At 54.0% G+C, this 16,381-nt stretch carries 16 protein-coding genes; 12 read left to right on the top strand and 4 right to left on the bottom strand.

The annotated features are described in order from the left end of the window. The first annotated feature begins 37 nt into the window (after window positions 1–37). Together rlmI and hspQ are read left to right on the top strand one after the other, a co-directional pair. The gene (gene rlmI / locus ACKWMY_RS14120; protein WP_409486467.1) at window positions 38–1,228 is read left to right on the top strand and encodes a 23S rRNA (cytosine(1962)-C(5))-methyltransferase RlmI; all 1,191 of its coding nucleotides are present in this window, start codon (window positions 38–40) and stop codon (window positions 1,226–1,228) included. A 61-nt stretch (window positions 1,229–1,289) separates the two neighbouring features. Next, the gene (gene hspQ, locus ACKWMY_RS14115; RefSeq protein ID WP_021182046.1) at window positions 1,290–1,607 is read left to right on the top strand and encodes a heat shock protein HspQ; all 318 of its coding nucleotides are present in this window, start codon (window positions 1,290–1,292) and stop codon (window positions 1,605–1,607) included. A 119-nt stretch (window positions 1,608–1,726) separates the two neighbouring features. On the opposite strand, the gene ACKWMY_RS14110 is transcribed toward hspQ, so the two are convergent. Then, window positions 1,727–2,140: a CoA-binding protein gene (locus tag ACKWMY_RS14110; RefSeq protein ID WP_024529625.1), complete on the bottom strand. Its 414-nt coding sequence runs from the start codon at window positions 2,138–2,140 to the stop codon at window positions 1,727–1,729. Window positions 2,141–2,380: 240 nt separating this feature from the next. Here ACKWMY_RS14110 and ACKWMY_RS14105 point away from each other — a divergent pair, with 240 nt between their 5' ends. Continuing rightward, entirely contained in the window at window positions 2,381–3,040 is a 660-nt protein-coding gene (locus ACKWMY_RS14105) for a DUF2057 family protein (protein ID WP_309048199.1), read from the top strand. Between the two features lie 127 nt (window positions 3,041–3,167). After that, complete coding sequence (locus ACKWMY_RS14100) at window positions 3,168–3,626, top strand: methylglyoxal synthase (RefSeq protein ID WP_024529623.1); 459 nt, start codon at window positions 3,168–3,170, stop codon at window positions 3,624–3,626. A gap of 34 nt (window positions 3,627–3,660) precedes the next feature. Here ACKWMY_RS14100 and helD read toward each other — a convergent pair whose 3' ends face one another. After that, window positions 3,661–5,715, bottom strand: a complete 2,055-nt coding sequence (helD, locus tag ACKWMY_RS14095) for a DNA helicase IV (protein ID WP_409486466.1) — start codon at window positions 5,713–5,715, stop codon at window positions 3,661–3,663. Between the two features lie 203 nt (window positions 5,716–5,918). Here helD and ACKWMY_RS14090 point away from each other — a divergent pair, with 203 nt between their 5' ends. Both ACKWMY_RS14090 and yccS read left to right on the top strand, forming a co-directional pair. Then, window positions 5,919–6,362: a YccF domain-containing protein gene (locus ACKWMY_RS14090; protein WP_024529621.1), complete on the top strand. Its 444-nt coding sequence runs from the start codon at window positions 5,919–5,921 to the stop codon at window positions 6,360–6,362. 34 nt (window positions 6,363–6,396) lie between these two features. Further along, complete coding sequence (gene yccS, locus ACKWMY_RS14085; RefSeq protein ID WP_074029003.1) at window positions 6,397–8,532, top strand: YccS family putative transporter; 2,136 nt, start codon at window positions 6,397–6,399, stop codon at window positions 8,530–8,532. A 4-nt stretch (window positions 8,533–8,536) separates the two neighbouring features. On the opposite strand, the gene ACKWMY_RS14080 is transcribed toward yccS, so the two are convergent. Then, window positions 8,537–9,193, bottom strand: a complete 657-nt coding sequence (locus ACKWMY_RS14080) for a TfoX/Sxy family DNA transformation protein (protein WP_074029001.1) — start codon at window positions 9,191–9,193, stop codon at window positions 8,537–8,539. Window positions 9,194–9,425: 232 nt separating this feature from the next. On the opposite strand from ACKWMY_RS14080, the gene sulA reads away from it, so the two are divergent. Beyond that, complete coding sequence (gene sulA, locus ACKWMY_RS14075) at window positions 9,426–9,932, top strand: SOS-induced cell division inhibitor SulA (RefSeq protein WP_024530397.1); 507 nt, start codon at window positions 9,426–9,428, stop codon at window positions 9,930–9,932. 359 nt (window positions 9,933–10,291) lie between these two features. Continuing rightward, window positions 10,292–11,374, top strand: coding sequence for a porin OmpA (gene ompA / locus ACKWMY_RS14070; protein ID WP_199061817.1), 1,083 nt, complete (start codon window positions 10,292–10,294; stop codon window positions 11,372–11,374). 65 nt (window positions 11,375–11,439) lie between these two features. On the opposite strand, the gene matP is transcribed toward ompA, so the two are convergent. Beyond that, complete coding sequence (matP, locus tag ACKWMY_RS14065) at window positions 11,440–11,898, bottom strand: macrodomain Ter protein MatP (RefSeq protein ID WP_024530395.1); 459 nt, start codon at window positions 11,896–11,898, stop codon at window positions 11,440–11,442. A 208-nt stretch (window positions 11,899–12,106) separates the two neighbouring features. On the opposite strand from matP, the gene ACKWMY_RS14060 reads away from it, so the two are divergent. The 4 genes from ACKWMY_RS14060 to fabF all read left to right on the top strand — a co-directional run bounded on the left by ACKWMY_RS14060 (window position 12,107) and on the right by fabF (window position 16,350). Continuing rightward, the gene (locus tag ACKWMY_RS14060) at window positions 12,107–13,855 is read left to right on the top strand and encodes a Lon protease family protein (protein ID WP_024530394.1); all 1,749 of its coding nucleotides are present in this window, start codon (window positions 12,107–12,109) and stop codon (window positions 13,853–13,855) included. A gap of 68 nt (window positions 13,856–13,923) precedes the next feature. Continuing rightward, window positions 13,924–14,442, top strand: coding sequence for a bifunctional 3-hydroxydecanoyl-ACP dehydratase/trans-2-decenoyl-ACP isomerase (gene fabA / locus ACKWMY_RS14055; protein ID WP_024485665.1), 519 nt, complete (start codon window positions 13,924–13,926; stop codon window positions 14,440–14,442). Between the two features lie 112 nt (window positions 14,443–14,554). Next, window positions 14,555–15,079 (top strand): winged helix-turn-helix transcriptional regulator, encoded by a 525-nt coding sequence (locus ACKWMY_RS14050; protein ID WP_065685302.1) that lies wholly within the window; start codon window positions 14,555–14,557, stop codon window positions 15,077–15,079. After that, on the top strand, window positions 15,076–16,350 hold the full coding sequence (gene fabF, locus ACKWMY_RS14045) for a beta-ketoacyl-ACP synthase II (protein ID WP_024530392.1): 1,275 nt from the start codon (window positions 15,076–15,078) through the stop codon (window positions 16,348–16,350). The genes ACKWMY_RS14050 and fabF overlap by 4 nt, the downstream gene beginning before the upstream one ends. Window positions 16,351–16,381: the final 31 nt, after the last annotated feature.

Raw genomic sequence — 16,381 nt, 5'->3', positions numbered from 1 at the left:
GTCACTCTTTTTTCTCTATCTGGCAGCATACTTAATTATGACCGCACGCTTGATCCTTGCCAAAGGACGTGAAAAGTCCTTACTCCGTCGCCATCCGTGGATTTTCTCTGGCGCTGTTCTCCGTATCGAAGGTAAAGCCCAGTCAGGCGAAACCATCGATATCCATGACAGCCAGGGTAAATGGCTGGCACGCGGTGCCTATTCACCAGAATCGCAAATTCGCGCACGCGTCTGGACCTTCAAGCAGGATGAAGAGATTGATATCGCCTTCTTTATCAGCCGCTTGCAGCAAGCGCAGAGCTGGCGTGATTGGGTTGCAAAGCGTGATGGGCTGGACGGTTACCGCCTGATCGCCGGTGAATCTGACGGTATGCCAGGTATCACCATCGATCGCTTCCAGAACTTCCTGGTTTTACAGCTACTTTCGGCCGGTGCCGAATATCAGCGCGCCCCGCTGCTTTCTGCTCTCCAGCACTGCTACCCAGAATGCGCGATCTACGACCGTTCAGACGTTGCCGTACGTAAGAAAGAAGGCTTGCCGCTCACCCAAGGCCCGGTACTAGGCGATCTGCCCCCAGCCCTGCTGCCAATCACCGAGCATGGTATGAAACTGCTGGTGGACATTCAACAAGGCCACAAGACCGGTTTTTATCTCGATCAGCGTGACAGCCGCCTGGCAGCACGTAACTATTCCGCAGGTCGTCGCGTGCTCAACTGCTTCTCGTACACCGGCGCTTTCGCCGTGTCAGCCTTGATGGGCGGATGTGAGCATGTCATTAGCGTAGATACTTCACAGGCTGCGTTGGACATCGCCAAGCAGAACGTCGAACTGAACCAGTTGGATTTGAGCAAGGCCGAGTTCGTACGTGATGACGTATTCCAACTGCTGCGCAACTACCGCACACAAGGTGAGAAATTCGACCTGATCATCATGGATCCACCGAAGTTTGTCGAAAATAAAAATCAGTTGGCCAGCGCCTGTCGCGGTTATAAAGACATCAATATGTTAGCCTTCCAGTTGCTGAACCCAGGCGGCATTCTGCTCAGCTTCTCCTGCTCTGGCCTGATGCCGACCGATCTGTTCCAGAAAATTTTGGCCGATGCTGCCGTAGATGCCGGGCGTGATGTACAATTTGTAGAGCAGTTCCGACAGGCTGCCGATCACCCGGTGATTGCGACTTATCCTGAAGGCTTGTATCTGAAAGGGTTTGCGTGCCGGGTGATGTAACTTGAAATGCGCTGTTTTTGTCCTCATATAGAGTTCAATGCACTGTTTCTCAGGAGGTCATATGATAGCCAGCAAATTCGGTATCGGTCAGCAGGTTCGCCACCGGCTGCTGGGGTATTTGGGGGTAGTGATTGATGTCGATCCAGAATACTCTCTGGAACACCCAAAAGCAGACGAGATTGCAGCCAACGACGAGTTGCGCCTCGCCCCGTGGTATCACGTGGTGATGGAAGACGATGAAGGCCAGCCGGTTCACACTTATCTGGCCGAAGCGCAGTTGGCGGGAGAAGCACAGGATGCACACCCTGAACAGCCTTCTCTGGATGAGCTGGCGGAATCCATTCGCAGCCAGTTGCAAGCCCCACGGCTGCGTAACTAAGCGTCAAGCCTGAGAAACCAACGCCGAGCGGGCGCAGCGTATAGCGCCCCTGTAGCGTAACGGGTTGGAGTCTATCAGCAGTCTCAAACGCCAGGGCCAACCCTGGCGTTTTCATTCAATCAGCGTGCCAACCCCAGTCGCGGGATCTCAATCTTCGGGCAACGATCCATAATCACCTTTAACCCGGCCTGTTTGGCCAACGCTTCCGCCTGTTCGTTGATCACCCCGATTTGTAACCACAACACCTTGGCACCTATCGCAATGGCCTCCTGTGCCACCCCATACGCCGCCTCCGAGTTACGGAACACATCCACCATATCGACAGGGTGAGGAATATCCTCCAATGTGGCATAAACCGCCTGGCCAAGCAGCGTCTGCCCGGCCAGCTTCGGGCTCACCGGAATGACCTGATAGCCTTGCGCCAATAAATAAGCCATTACGCCATAGCTGGCTCGAGCCGGTTTATCACTGGCGCCCACCAGCGCAATGGTTTTGACCTGCGTCAGTACCTCTGCAATTGCTAGGTCTTGCATTTTTTGCTCCTGATATTTTGCCGGGAATGCCTTTTCATCAGTGTAACCGAAACGCCAGCATCGGTTAAAACTTGTTATCGGTCCGCGGCTATACTATTCGCAGGTAGGTTTGACCTGGCGCACCATTTCAAATGTTATCTAAATATGTGTAAATGTAAATTAAACGGCTTTCTGAAAAGATTTGACATAACTAGTGGCGTATCCAACACTAGTCATCTGTTCCACGAAAAGGAAGTAACGATGAAATTTGGTCTGGTGGTTGCGGGGCTGCTTGGAATATCGCTGAGCGTTTCGGCCGCAGCTACGACCCTGAAGCTTTCCCCGGACATCGAGCTGATGGTGGTCGACGGCAAGCAAATGACGGGCTCGTTGTTAAAAGGGGCCGATAGTCTGGAATTGAATGACGGGCAGCATCAGCTATTGTTCAAAGTCACAAAATCCGTACGTAAAGAGCCACGGTCTCAGGTGCTTTACACTTCATCCGCGCAGATTGTGGTGTTCAACAGCCAAAACGTCAGCGCCGTCACTATTGAGCTACCGCGTATCGAGAATGAGCAGGATGCCCTGCGCTTTGATAAAGCGCCGAATTATAAAATTCTGGGTAACCACGGCAAGCCGTTGGCGATCAAACGTGATGTATTACCGCTAACCAACTCACCCAATGAGAATGACCTGGAAAAGATCGTTGCCGATTATAACGCTCAAAATCGCCAGGCCTCCGTTCCGGCGTTAGCACATCTGCGTGCCAGCGTGATCTCGGCGGCACAGGGTAGCCCAGCGATTATCCCCCTGAACGGCGACAACGTTGCCGAGAAAATGCTGCAATACTGGTTCCTGCGCGCCGATCCCGAAACGCAAAAACGGTTTATCACCTGGACTGGCCAATCTCGCAACCGTTAAAGGCTGCCAACCACGCCTTTATGCCGTAAAGGCGTGGTTTGTTCGCAATTTCCCACGTTAGCACTAGGCAGTGAAATACAGTTTCAGTAATCTGTGGCGAATCATTCGATTTTCCAAGGATAGCGACATGGAACAAACCACCCGCACCATCGCAACCCGCAAGCATATTGCGCTCGTTGCTCACGACCACCGCAAGCAGGCCTTGCTGAAATGGGTTGAAGACAATAAAGAGATACTTGCCCAGCATCAGCTGTATGCCACGGGTACCACCGGTAATTTGATCCAGCGGGCTAGCGGTATCCCGGTGCAAAGCATGCTGAGTGGCCCGATGGGCGGCGATCAGCAAGTGGGTGCTCTGATCGCCGAAGGCAAAATTGATATGCTGATCTTCTTCTGGGACCCGCTAAACGCCGTCCCCCACGATCCCGATGTCAAAGCCTTGCTGCGCCTGGCCACGGTCTGGAACATCCCGGTGGCGACCAACCGCTCCACCGCCGATTTCCTGATCGACTCCTCGCTGTTCAAGAGCGAAGTGGTGATCGCCATTCCGGATTACGAAAAGTACCTTGCCGAACGCCTGAAATAATGCCCAAGGCCTGGTGTAGTGCCAGGCCTGTGGTTTACGGCTTTCTTTGCGACGGCACGCCAATATCTTGTAACTGCTCGATAAATACCGACGGGCGCTCGCGATCTTGTAATAACCAAACCTGATGCCTGGCCCGCGTGAGAGCGACATAGAGCAAACGCCGCTCCTCCGCATCCGGGAAATTCTCAGGCTGAGGCAATAATACCTCTTCAAGCACGGATTCACGGACCTCCGCCGGGAATCCATCCTTGCCTTCATACAGCCCGGCAATGATCACGTAGTCGGCCTGTTGGCCTTTGCTGGCATGAATGGTCATAAACTCGATATTCAGCTTCGGCCAACGCGTCGCCGCCTTTTGCAACACCTCCGGCTTGAGATGGTGGTAGCGCGCCAGCACCAAGATCCGTTCTTGCGGCTTCGCATAGCCACTTAGCTTGTCCAGCAACGCTTCCAACTGCTCCTGCGGCAAGATAACCACCGACTTTTTGTTGCCCTTGGTCAGGCTATTGAGCGGCTTTTTTAACTGGTGCGGGTTCTGCTGTATAAAGCCGTTGGCCACTTCACCGATCCGATCGTTAAAGCGGTAGGTGGTATCCAGCGCACACTGATCGCCTACGCCAAAGTTTTCGGCAAAGGCGGTGGTCAGCGACAGCTCTGCCCCGCTGAAACGGTAAATCGCCTGCCAATCATCGCCGACGGCAAACAGGCTGGTCTGCTTGTTTTGCTTACGCAGTGCCGCCAGCAGTTGCGCACGCTGGGGTGAGATATCCTGGAACTCGTCCACCAGAATATGCTTCCACGGGCTGATAAAACGCCCCTTTTCCAACAGATTAACGGCTTGATGGATCAGCCCGGCAAAATCGACCGCTCCCTCATCCTTCAGCGCGGTTTTCCACGCTTTCAGCAACGGTGCCATCAGGCGAATGCGTTTGCTGAACAGATCGCGGATCTCTTCGTCGGCCTGCTCTATCATTTCTGCCTGGCTACCTCCGTGGGTGCGCATCAAGCCAAGCCAGCGCTCCAGGCGCCCGCTCAAACGCTCCGCCAGACGCTTGTCATGCCAGAAATCGCCCTCGGGCAATTCCCACTCCAGCTCCTCAGTTAACCATTGCCGCCAGCCTTTGGCCTGCGCTTTCTTCTCGCTGCACTGCTGTTGCCAGTGAGTGATTAGCAACGTCCGGCGCGCTTTACTGTCGCTTTCCAGCTTGCTGATCACCGGCGCTTTGCGGCTACCCTGCTGGATAATCTGCAGCGCTAACGCATGGAACGTTTTCGCCTGGATCGCCACGCTGCCCAAACGTTCCTGGATGCGTTCGTTCATCTCTTCGGCGGCTTTACGCCCAAATGCCAGCAACAGGATCTGCTCCGGCTCGGCCTCTTGACGCAGTAGCAGCCAACCCGCCCGCGCCACCAACACCGAGGTCTTGCCACTGCCAGCCCCTGCGAGTACCAGCACGGCATCCTCGCCGTTCACCACGGCCCGGCTTTGCGATTCATTCAACGGTGACGTTTCAACGCTCTGGAAGAAATCCTGGTGGGTTTCCAGCATCCGGTCGCACCACCGTTGATTACGTTGCGCCACGCTGCGCAGGCCAGACTTGAGCCACTGCAGGCACAAGTGATAACTTTCACGGCAGTTTTCAAACTCTTCCAGCCGCGCCACCGGCATTGGCAAGGCGCCAAACGACTGGCGGATCTGCTGCTGCAGGTTGCTCAATTCGGCACGCTTGAACCACTTGTCCTGTTGCTCAATTTGCCGGATATGATCGACCTGCTGTTGCAATACCTCGGCGCTCACTTCACTCATCTCGCTGCTCCACTGCTGCCAGGACTGCTGCAGATAGTGGTAAAAGCGCTGGGTTTCCTGCCATTCGGTACCGTGCAGGCGTACGACCTTTTCATCCGGCAGTTCGAACTCGAGTTCCCCCCAGACGATCCCGCGTTTACAACGCACCTGAATCAACTGGTTGAAAGGGATCAGGTATTCATGCTTCTCGCCGCTCACCTCAACGCCGGCATGCAACAACCGTACGCGGTTGTAAGGATGCTGTGCCAGGTGTTTACCCAGCGATGTCGCCTTTAGTTCCATATACCCACGCCATAATCATGTTGAGATATACCCGTCGTCTTTCAAGCTGCAGCTTGAAATCCATAGGGTAGCATTGCTACCAGTTTACCCGCGTTAAGCAATGGCACTCTAGCGTTAAAAAAAGGGTAGAATAGTTTTTGCGTTATGCTGATGAATACTTCCCCCTCGTGCCGTTTGGCCATCATTAGAGCAGAATGACGACTATGCGTACTGTATTGAACATTCTTAATTTCGTTTTGGGTGGTTTTTTCACCACGCTTGGCTGGCTGATTGCCACCTTTTTCAGCGTCGTGCTGATTTTTACCCTGCCATTGACCCGCTCCTGCTGGGAAATTACCAAAATCTCCCTGCTGCCATTTGGCAACGAAGCGATCCATGTCGATGAATTATACCCTGAGAAAAGCAATGCCCTGCTGGCTGCCGGCGGTTCTTTGCTGAATATCGTCTGGCTGGTCCTGTTCGGCTGGTGGTTGTGCCTGTCACACATTATTGCGGGCATAGCCCAGTGCATCACCATTATTGGTATTCCGGTAGGCATCGCCAATTTCAAGATAGCCGCTATCGCCCTGTGGCCAGTTGGCCGCCGTGTCGTTCCCGTTGAGGTTGCACAACAGGCGCGGATCGAGAACGCCCGCCGCCGCTTTTAATCGCGTTAACTTTTCTCCCATTTAGGAGCTTGTCGTGCTCTCTTTTGCACCCAAAATTCGGCGTTATACCTATAACAGCAACCTGCTTTATAACCTGCGTATTTTTATCGCGCTGGCCGGGGCCTCTGCGGTGCCGTGGTGGTTGGGGGTCCCTACACTGACCATTCCGTTAACGCTGGGTGTCGTTGCTGCGGCGCTAACGGATCTTGACGACCGGCTGGCAGGAAGATTGCGAAACCTGCTCATTACGCTAGTTTGCTTTTTTGTGGCCTCGACATCGATTGAACTGCTGTTTCCTTACCCCTGGCTGTTTGCCCTCGGGCTGACGACCTCAACCTGCGGCTTTATTCTGCTGGGGGCATTAGGACAGCGTTACGCCACTATCGCCTTCGGTGCCTTGCTGATCGCCGTCTACACCATGCTTGGCACCTCCATGTATGACGCCTGGTACCAGCAACCGGTTCTGTTGATCATCGGTGCCATTTGGTACAACTTGCTGACGCTGATCGGCCATCTGCTATTTCCTATCAAGCCCCTGCAGGAAAACCTGGCCCGCTGCTATGAACAGTTGGCCAACTACCTGGATGCCAAGGCCAACCTGTTCGATCCAGATGCCGAATCGGACGCCGATCTGCCGTGGGTGGACGTGGCAATGGCCAACAGCACGCTGGTCACCACGCTTAACCTGACCAAGGCTTCACTGCTGACCCGCTTGAAAGGCGACCGTGGCCAACGCGGCACCCGCAGAACGCTACACTACTATTTTGTCGCTCAGGATATCCATGAACGCGCCAGTTCTTCTCACGTACAGTATCAGGCGCTAAGTCAACAGTTTCGCCACAGCGATATTCTGTTTCGCTTCCAGCGGCTACTGGCCAAGCAGGCCCGTGCCTGCCAGCAACTGGCGCAATCAATACTGCTACGGCAGAAATATCTGCATAGCCCGCGTTTTGAACCCGCTTTTTCGCGCCTGGAAGAGGCGCTGACCCGGATTACCGTTACTCCAGAAAATCGCGAACTGACCAGAGCGCTATCCCATCTGCTCAAGAATTTACGGGCAATTGACGCCCAGTTGGCCAATATCGAGTCTGAGCAGTCCCTGGCGAGTGGCCAGGCCGAGGAAAACAACCTGTCAGACGACCGGCTCACCGGTTGGAGTGATATTCGCCTGCGTATCAGCCGCCACCTGACACCACAATCCGCCCTATTCCGCCACGCCATCCGTATGTCCGTGGTGTTATGCGTGGGCTATGCGTTTATTCAACTGACCGGAATGCAGCACGGTTATTGGATCCTGCTGACCAGCCTGTTTGTCTGCCAGCCCAACTACAACGCCACACGCAGGCGCTTGGCGTTAAGGATCATCGGCACTCTGGCTGGCATTTTGATCGGCCTGCCGATCCTGTATTTTGTGCCCTCACTGGAAGGGCAATTGATCCTGATCGTGATCTCCGGAGTATTGTTCTTCGCCTTCCGAACCGTGCAATATGCCCACGCCACGATGTTTATCACCCTGTTGGTCTTGCTATGCTTTAACCTGCTGGGCGAAGGGTTCGAAGTGGCTGCCCCGCGCGTCTACGATACCCTGCTGGGTTGTGCCATCGCCTGGGCAGCGGTGAGTTTTATCTGGCCAGACTGGAAGTTCCGTCAGTTACCGGCCATGGTGCGCAAGACACTGAATGCCGACTGCCGCTATCTGGATGCCATTCTGGTGCAGTACCATCAGGGCAAGGATAACAGCCTGCCTTATCGTATTGCCCGCCGCGATGCCCATAATAGCGATGCCGAATTGGCGTCGGTGATCTCTAACATGTCTGTTGATCCCAAGGCCGATAAAACCATTCAGGAAGCGGCATTCCGCCTGCTGTGCCTTAACCATACCTTGCTGAGCTATATTTCCGCCCTGGGTGCCCACCGTGAGCGCCTGGAAAGTGCCGCCGTGCTGGACTTGCTCAACGATGCGGTTTGCTATGTTGATGGTGCATTACACCACGACGCTCTTGATCGTCAGCGTATCACGCAGGCACTGGAAGGCCTCTCCAAGCGTATTACTGCGCTGGTTCCGGAGCCGGAAAGCAAAGAACAGCTGGTGTTGCAGCAAATTGGTCTGGTGCTCGAGTTACTACCAGAGCTGACGGCACTTAATGCGCAAATTGCTCAAGCCGGTTGATAGTTCAAGGATGTGAGCCGCAGGCGTGGTCTTCTGACCGCGCCTCAAAGCAGGGAAAGAGCGCGTTGTTTTCGAACCACTCGATCAACGCCTCCCTTTGCAGATTAGGCAAGGCGGCATGATGGTAGCCCGCCATGGCCCCCGCCAGTGACATCAGCACTTTCATGCCCAGATTTTTTTGCTGTTGCAGCAACTTCAGATAGCTATCTCTGACTCCCAACAGGCGAAAATCATAAATATTGCATATGCCTGCTCGCCACAGCTGCCGCTCTAATGAAGCATCAATATTCGGTAAATCTTTCAATCTGCCATTGCAGCGTTTTTTTACCTTAATCTCTTTACGCGTCTCACAGATAGCCTGCCAGACAAGCGCACACAGTTCGCGACGCTGCCGCCACAGATCTTCATTCACCCAGTAATAGCGCATGACCATGGGAACTCCCCGCTTTAAATAGGTCATATTCACCATGCCACGCTCACGGAACGCGGTTTCCAGGCTTTCTGTTGCACGCAAATACAGCTCACCTTCGGTAATGACCGCAAACATTGTGCCGTCCGCCAGCAGGCCATAGCCGCCAAACTGCGAGCGTATGGCAATATTTCCCAGGGCGGCAAAGCAGGACTTTGCCTGCTCGATCCTCCTTAACGATCCTCCATTCATTTACCTCTCCTTATATGAAGCCACAGCCATTAGGCATGTTTTGGTTGGAATAAACGTAACTGGAACAACTAATTAAAAAAAATACGCATTATCCCTAGTCGTGCCAATCATAAATTCAAGACGTACAATAAATAATCTCAATTATGCGAAGCGTTACGAAAATTTGGGTTGATCTTCTGTTTCGATGGCTATACTGTATATACATACAGTAACACTACGGGCGGGAGACGACATGCGTACTCAATCACTTTATCAACCTCATTTTAGCCAATCCTCAATGCCGGCGGAGCAAGCGGTGATCCCTGCGCAAGCGGGCACCGAAAATGGCCTAATCAGTGAGCTTGTTTACAATGAGCGGCAACCCGCCGTAGCCCAGTTATTGGTGCCTTTGTTGCAGCAGTTAGGCAAGCAATCGCGTTGGTTACTGTGGTTGACCCCGCAGCAGAAACTGAGCAAAACCTGGCTGCAACAGGCCAGCCTGCCGGTTGATAAGGTTGTACAGCTTAATCAGATCAATCCACTGGCTACCGTAGACGCCATGGAGAAAGCTTTATTGACGGGAAATTACAGTGTGGTGCTTGGCTGGTTACCAGAATTGACACAAGAGGATCGCCTAAGGCTGAGTCGAGCGGCAGAATTGGGGAATGCCTATGGGTTCATTATGCGACCTCAACGTGACATCGTTGCTGCCGACAGACACTGTTCAACCTTAAAAATTCACTCTTCTTTGTATCATTAAGTAAATTTAGGACTTTTCCCATCAATTTTATCGCTTGGTCTGGCAACCGCAGACAGATCAGGCGCAAAGCGAGGTTGGCTGCGGTTCGGCGCCGCCTTCCATGTGAAAAAAAGACTCGTTTAGCACCCCGATATGTTAGAGGATATGTCTAATTCCATGTTTTTTTTTAGAGCTTTATCACATCACACTTGTAACTTTCGCGCCACGTTGTAGACTTTACATCGCCAAGGTTGCTCTATAACGCCAGAAAAACTGGCAGAGTAACAAACGAGGGCTCAAACCTTGGCGAAGGAATTTAAACCAAGGGCTTAAAGCAGCTTTAAAGCTCATTGCCTATTTGGATGATAACGAGGCGCAAAATGAAAAAGACAGCTATCGCATTAGCAGTGGCACTGGCAGGTTTCGCTACAGTAGCGCAAGCCGCACCAAAAGACGACACTTGGTACACTGGTGCCAAACTGGGTTGGTCCCAGTATCATGACACCGGTTTCTACGGTAACGGCTATGAGAATGGTATCGGCAACGGTCCTACTCATAAAAGCCAACTGGGTGCAGGCGCGTTCTTGGGTTACCAAGCGAACCAATACCTGGGCTTCGAAATGGGCTACGACTGGCTTGGCCGTATGCCTTACAAAGGCAGCGTGAACAACGGTGCTTTCAAAGCTCAAGGCGTTCAATTGGCAGCTAAACTGAGCTACCCAATCATGGACGATCTGGACATCTACACCCGTCTGGGTGGTATGGTTTGGCGTGCAGACTCCAGCGCTCACTACGGTGCAACCGATCAGCGCCTGAGCAACCATGACACTGGCGTTTCTCCATTGGCAGCAGTGGGTGTTGAATACGCACTGACTCGTGACTGGGCTACCCGCCTGGACTACCAGTGGGTTAACAACATCGGTGACGCAGGTACCGTTGGTGCACGTCCAGATAACGGCATGCTGAGCGTAGGTGTTTCCTACCGCTTTGGCCAGGAAGTTGCTGCTCCAGTAGTAGCTCCAGCTCCGGCCCCAGCTCCAGTTGTTGAAACCAAGAAGTTCACTCTGACTTCTGACGTTCTGTTCGCGTTCAACAAAGCGACCCTGAAACCAGAAGGCCAACACGCTCTGGATCAGCTGTACACCCAACTGAGCTCACTGGATCCGAAAGACGGTTCTGTTGTAGTTCTGGGCTTCACCGATGCAGTAGGTTCAGCAGAATATAACCTGCGCCTGTCTGAGCAACGTGCACAAAGCGTTGTGGATTACCTGATCTCTAAAGGTATCCCTTCAGACAAGATCTCTGCACGTGGCATGGGTAAAGCTAACCCAATCACTGGTGACACCTGTGGCTATCGTTCAGGCCGCGCAACTGCAGCTCAGATCGCATGTCTGGCTCCAGATCGTCGCGTAGAGATCGAAGTTAAAGGTATCAAAGAAGTTGTTTCTCAGCCTCAGGGCTAAGTAAGCGCTTCTTAGTAAAAAACCCCGCATTGCGGGGTTTTTTTTGGCCTAAACGTTAGGTAAGGCTATTTATCATCCTTACCCAGGATCGCCTGTAGATCCTGTTTCAGCGATGACATCTGGGTGGCATACTTCTCTTTGCGCTCGGCATCTTCGATCAGCTGTACGACGGTTTCCGACAAGGTGACACCACGGCGATGCGCCAGCGCAGCCAAACGTTGCCAGACCAGGAACTCCAGATCGATCGATTTCTTGCGCGTATGCTGATGTTCTGAGTTAAAATGACGCTTACGCCGAGCACGGATGGTTTGTTTCATCCGGTTATCCAGCGTCGGATTCATGTGCTCATCTATCCACGCCAGCACTTTTACCGGTTCATTTTCCAGCTTCAGCAGTTCGTCAATGACCTCCTGAGCAAGGCTGTTTTCAATGTAGCGGGTGATCGCTTCACCTTCCCGGTGCTTTTTCACCAGGTACTTCCATTTCCAACCGCTCTCCAGATTTTCCAGTTGCTGATATTTCATCGTGAACTCTGCTGTGACCGTGTAACTTTAATAAGCATAACAGCTTTAGCCAACTTTTCCTCGGCAATTACCCTCCGTTTTTGACTGTTTTTTGCACAGTCATCGGGCAATGTCAAACTCCGATGCTCAACAATGACTCTGGAGGTATCAAGCTGGCGTTATTCTTGTATAATCGCGCTTTCCCTTTTTGACGATTGCATCTAACACTTTGACCAATAACCGACTTGAATGGCAATCTCTGTTGCCTGCTGCTACGCCTTATCAGGCGATTTTCGATTCCGCTGCTCAATTGGCACCCGTGGCCTTTTCTGCAATCCAGCCCCGTTTGGAGAATGCGCTGACGCTGTTTTTGCATCCGCTGTCTCTGCCACGTTTTATGCTGTTGAAAGCACAGGAAACACGTGAGTATCTGGCGTTGATCGCCCGAGCGGCAGAAGAGTTGCAACCGCAGAATACCGTTAAAGGCAGTCACTACGTGATTGAAGGCGACACCGTCAGCATTAAAAATGCCATGCGCGGCGATGAACCTTTTGCCGCCGGCGGGGCTTGCGTTTACCAGGAATGGGTTGAGCCAGAACAGTTATTTGGCTGCGTCAGAATGCACAACGGTGCGATCGCCTTACAGCCGGGCCTGGTCCATCAGGCTAACGGCGGCGTGCTGATCCTGTCGGCGCGAGCCCTCTTGGCACAACCGCTATTGTGGCTGCGTCTCAAGCAGATGATTACCCAGCGCCAATTCCAGTGGCTGACGCCAGATGAAACCCGGCCGTTGCCGGTCTCCATCCCTCCTATGCCGCTGGAGTTACGTCTGATTGTGGTGGGCGATCGCCATGGCCTGGCTGATTTCCACGATATGGAGCCTGAAGTCTGCGAGCAGGCCGTCTACGGTGAATATGAAGACGATCTGCAGCTCACCGAGCCAGACGATATGGTGCAATGGTGCGGCTATATCAATAGCGTGGTCGCCGAGCAGCAATTACCACCGCTGGCAGCCGACGCCTGGCAGCCTCTGATGGTCCAGGCGGTGCGCTATACCGGTGACCAGGGTAACCTGCCGCTATCGCCGTTGTGGGTCAGCCAGCAGTTGTCTGAGGCCGCTCTGTATGCCGAAGAGGAACAGATCACCGCTAAAGCGTTAGAAGCGGCGCTAAATGCCCGCGAGTGGCGTGAAAGCTATCTGGCAGAACGCATGCAGGACGAGATTGAACTGGGCCAGATCATGATCGAAACCGAAGGTGAGGTGATTGGTCAGATTAACGGCCTGTCGGTGCTGGATTATCCAGGACATCCGCGCAGCTTTGGCGAACCTTCACGCATCAGCTGCGTGGTCCACCTGGGTGATGGCGAATTCACCGATGTGGAGCGCAAAGCCGAGCTGGGAGGCAACCTGCACGCCAAAGGCATGATGATCATGCAGGCGTTCCTGATCGCCGAACTGGATCTCGATCAGCAACTCCCCTTCTCCGCCTCGATCGTTTTTGAGCAATCTTACGGCGAAGTTGACGGGGACAGCGCCTCGCTGGCGGAACTCTGCGCCCTGATCAGCGCATTGTCACAGCAGCCGATCACCCAGCAAATCGCCGTAACCGGCTCCGTTGACCAGTTTGGTAATGTGCAACCAATCGGTGGCGCTAACGAAAAAATCGAAGGTTTCTTCGAGGTCTGTCTACGCCGCGGCCTGACGGGTAAACAGGGCGTGATCCTGCCAGCCAGCAACGTGCGGCACCTTTGCCTGCGCCCAGACGTCGTCGAAGCGGTACGTGAAGGGCAATTCCATCTGTGGGCGGTAGATAGCGTTGCGGAAGCCTTGCCGTTATTGACCGGCTATCCGTTCGCCGATGAGCAGCAGCCTAGCCTGCTGGCCGCCATCCAGGAGCGAATTGCACAGGCTATGTTGCCAGAACGGCGTCCGTTGCCGTGGCCATTGCGCTGGCTTAACTGGTTCAGCCGTGGCTGATCGGACTTGTTCAGCGTACACGTGTAAGTTAATCTGCGTCCTTCATCAAAATAAGGTTTACTGAGAACATGGTAGATAAACGCGAATCCTATACGAAACAAGATCTCGAAGCATCGGGCCGTGGCGAACTGTTTGGCGCCGGTGGCCCACCGTTGCCATCAGGCAACATGTTAATGATGGACCGCGTGGTCAAGATGACCGAAGACGGTGGTAGCCACAATAAAGGCTACGTAGAAGCTGAGCTCGATATCAATCCGGATCTGTGGTTCTTCGATTGCCACTTTATTGGCGATCCGGTCATGCCAGGTTGCCTGGGTCTGGATGCCATGTGGCAGTTGGTAGGGTTCTACCTCGGCTGGATGGGCGGCGAAGGCAAAGGCCGTGCGCTGGGCGTCGGCGAAGTGAAGTTCACCGGCCAGGTACTGCCAACCGCCAAAAAGGTCACCTACCGCATCAACTTCAAACGCGTGATCATCCGCAAGCTGATTATGGGCGTGGCTGATGGCGAAGTGCTGTGCGATGGCAAAGTGATCTATACCGCCAGCGATCTGAAAGTGGGCCTGTTCAAGGACGCTGCGGCGTTCTAACGCCTTACGGCGGCCTCTCTCGGTCGCCGTTTATTTCCCCTGTGTTATTACTGTTCCGGTCGTTTAATCGCCGCTCAGTGACTACAATAAATGTATCCACTAAGAGAGCAGCATGAAAAAAACCAGTTTTGCAACGACCCCCTGCCCAATCGCCCGTTCGTTGGGGCGCGTGGGGGAATGGTGGAGCATCCTGATCCTGCGCGATGCCTTTCATGGCCTGAGCAAATTTGACGAGTTTCAGCAAAGCCTGGGGCTATCCCCCACGCTGCTGACCCGCAGGCTTAAATTTCTGGTGGAAAGCGGCATTCTGTATAAGCAACGCTACCAGACACGCCCGGTACGCTATCAATATCTGCTCACCGATCGCGGCAAGGATTTCTTCCCGGTGTTGGTGACGTTGTTCCAGTGGGGCAATACCCATCTGACCGAAGGGGCGCACAGCGCGGAACTGGTTGATCGGCGCAGCGGTCAACCGATACAGCCTCAATTAATCGATGCACTAACCCAGCAGCCTATCGCCCTACAGCACATCACGTTGGCGGCAGGTCCTGCGGCCGGAGAAGCCATGTCACGCCGTGCTTCTCTGATGCAGCATCACTACGCCTTACTTAATGAATCATCCAAGGAGTCACTATGAGCAGTCGTCGTATAGTTATCACCGGTATGGGGGCCGTCTCTCCTTTGGGTTGCGGCGTAGAGCCGATCTGGCAACGCCTGTTGGCTGGTCAGTCAGGGATCGGCCCACTGCCCGAAGAGATGGTGGCGGATTTGCAGGTCAAGATCGGCGGTCAGGTGCCCACGCTGGAGCAGGATGCCGCTGCCGGTTTTAATCCAGACCTGAGCGTGGCACCGAAAGACCAAAAGAAAATGGACCGCTTCATTCTGCTGGCAATGGCCGCCGCTGACGAAGCCATCAAGCAGGCTGGCTGGAACGCCGATAGTGAGGAGAAACAGGAGCGGACGGCCACCGTGATCGCCTCCGGCATTGGTGGCTTCCCCGCTATCGCCCATGCGGTGCGCACCACGGATAGCCGCGGGCCGAAGCGCCTCTCTCCTTTCACCATTCCCTCATTCTTGGTTAACCTGGCCGCCGGCCATGTTTCCATCAAGCATCAATTCAAAGGGCCGATTGGCGCACCGGTCACCGCCTGTGCAGCAGGCGTACAGGCCATTGGCGATGCGGTGCGGATGATCCGCAACGATGAAGCCGATATCGCCTTATGCGGCGGAACGGAAGCCGCTATCGATACCGTTAGCCTGGGGGGCTTTGCCGCTGCCCGAGCCATGTCAACCACGCCTGCGGATGCCGCAACCAAAGCGTCACGCCCGTTTGACAGTGCCCGCGACGGCTTTGTGATGGGTGAAGGTGCCGGGATGTTGGTGATCGAGACGCTGGAACATGCGTTGGCACGCGGCGCCAAGCCGTTAGCAGAGATTGTCGGTTACGGCACCAGTGCGGATGCCTACCATATGACTTCCGGGGCCGAAGATGGCGACGGTGCCTATCGGGCGATGAAGATTGCGCTGAAACAGGCTGGCGTCACGCCAGATCAGGTTCAGCATCTGAACGCGCACGCCACTTCAACCCCGGTTGGCGATCTGGGTGAAATCAACGCCATCAAACATCTGTTCGGCACCGATGGGCATATTGCCATCACCTCCACCAAATCGGCCACCGGCCATCTGCTGGGGGCCGCAGGTGGCCTGGAAACCATTTTCACCGCTCTGGCGCTGCGCGATCAAATCGCTCCGGCCACCCTGAATCTGGATAACCCTGACCCCGCCGCCGCAGGTTTACATCTGGTAGCCAATAAGGCGGAACCGATGGCCATGACCTATGCCCTGTCGAACGGATTTGGTTTTGGGGGAGTCAACGCGAGTATTTTGCTAAAACGCTGGCAGGAATAATTGTACGCTTAAAACGAAAACCTCCGCTTGT

Origin of the sequence: Serratia sp. J2, from assembly GCF_046269175.1 — a bacterium.
Lineage (GTDB): Bacteria > Pseudomonadota > Gammaproteobacteria > Enterobacterales > Enterobacteriaceae > Chania > Chania fonticola_C.
This window is presented reverse-complemented; position numbering and strand designations above follow the sequence as displayed.

Bases quoted from the DNA above. Each gene is read 5' to 3' on its own strand.
- ACKWMY_RS14100 (WP_024529623.1), top strand. From the start codon at position 3,168: ATGGAACAAACCACCCGCACCATCGCAACCCGCAAGCATATTGCGCTC.
- matP (WP_024530395.1), bottom strand. From the start codon at position 11,898: ATGAAATATCAGCAACTGGAAAATCTGGAGAGCGGTTGGAAATGGAAG.
- helD (WP_409486466.1), bottom strand. From the start codon at position 5,715: ATGGAACTAAAGGCGACATCGCTGGGTAAACACCTGGCACAGCATCCT.
- ACKWMY_RS14090 (WP_024529621.1), top strand. From the start codon at position 5,919: ATGCGTACTGTATTGAACATTCTTAATTTCGTTTTGGGTGGTTTTTTC.
- fabA (WP_024485665.1), top strand. From the start codon at position 13,924: ATGGTAGATAAACGCGAATCCTATACGAAACAAGATCTCGAAGCATCG.
- rlmI (WP_409486467.1), top strand. From the start codon at position 38: ATGACCGCACGCTTGATCCTTGCCAAAGGACGTGAAAAGTCCTTACTC.
- ompA (WP_199061817.1), top strand. From the start codon at position 10,292: ATGAAAAAGACAGCTATCGCATTAGCAGTGGCACTGGCAGGTTTCGCT.
- sulA (WP_024530397.1), top strand. From the start codon at position 9,426: ATGCGTACTCAATCACTTTATCAACCTCATTTTAGCCAATCCTCAATG.
- fabF (WP_024530392.1), top strand. From the start codon at position 15,076: ATGAGCAGTCGTCGTATAGTTATCACCGGTATGGGGGCCGTCTCTCCT.
- ACKWMY_RS14105 (WP_309048199.1), top strand. From the start codon at position 2,381: ATGAAATTTGGTCTGGTGGTTGCGGGGCTGCTTGGAATATCGCTGAGC.
- ACKWMY_RS14080 (WP_074029001.1), bottom strand. From the start codon at position 9,193: ATGAATGGAGGATCGTTAAGGAGGATCGAGCAGGCAAAGTCCTGCTTT.
- ACKWMY_RS14110 (WP_024529625.1), bottom strand. From the start codon at position 2,140: ATGCAAGACCTAGCAATTGCAGAGGTACTGACGCAGGTCAAAACCATT.
- ACKWMY_RS14050 (WP_065685302.1), top strand. From the start codon at position 14,555: ATGAAAAAAACCAGTTTTGCAACGACCCCCTGCCCAATCGCCCGTTCG.
- hspQ (WP_021182046.1), top strand. From the start codon at position 1,290: ATGATAGCCAGCAAATTCGGTATCGGTCAGCAGGTTCGCCACCGGCTG.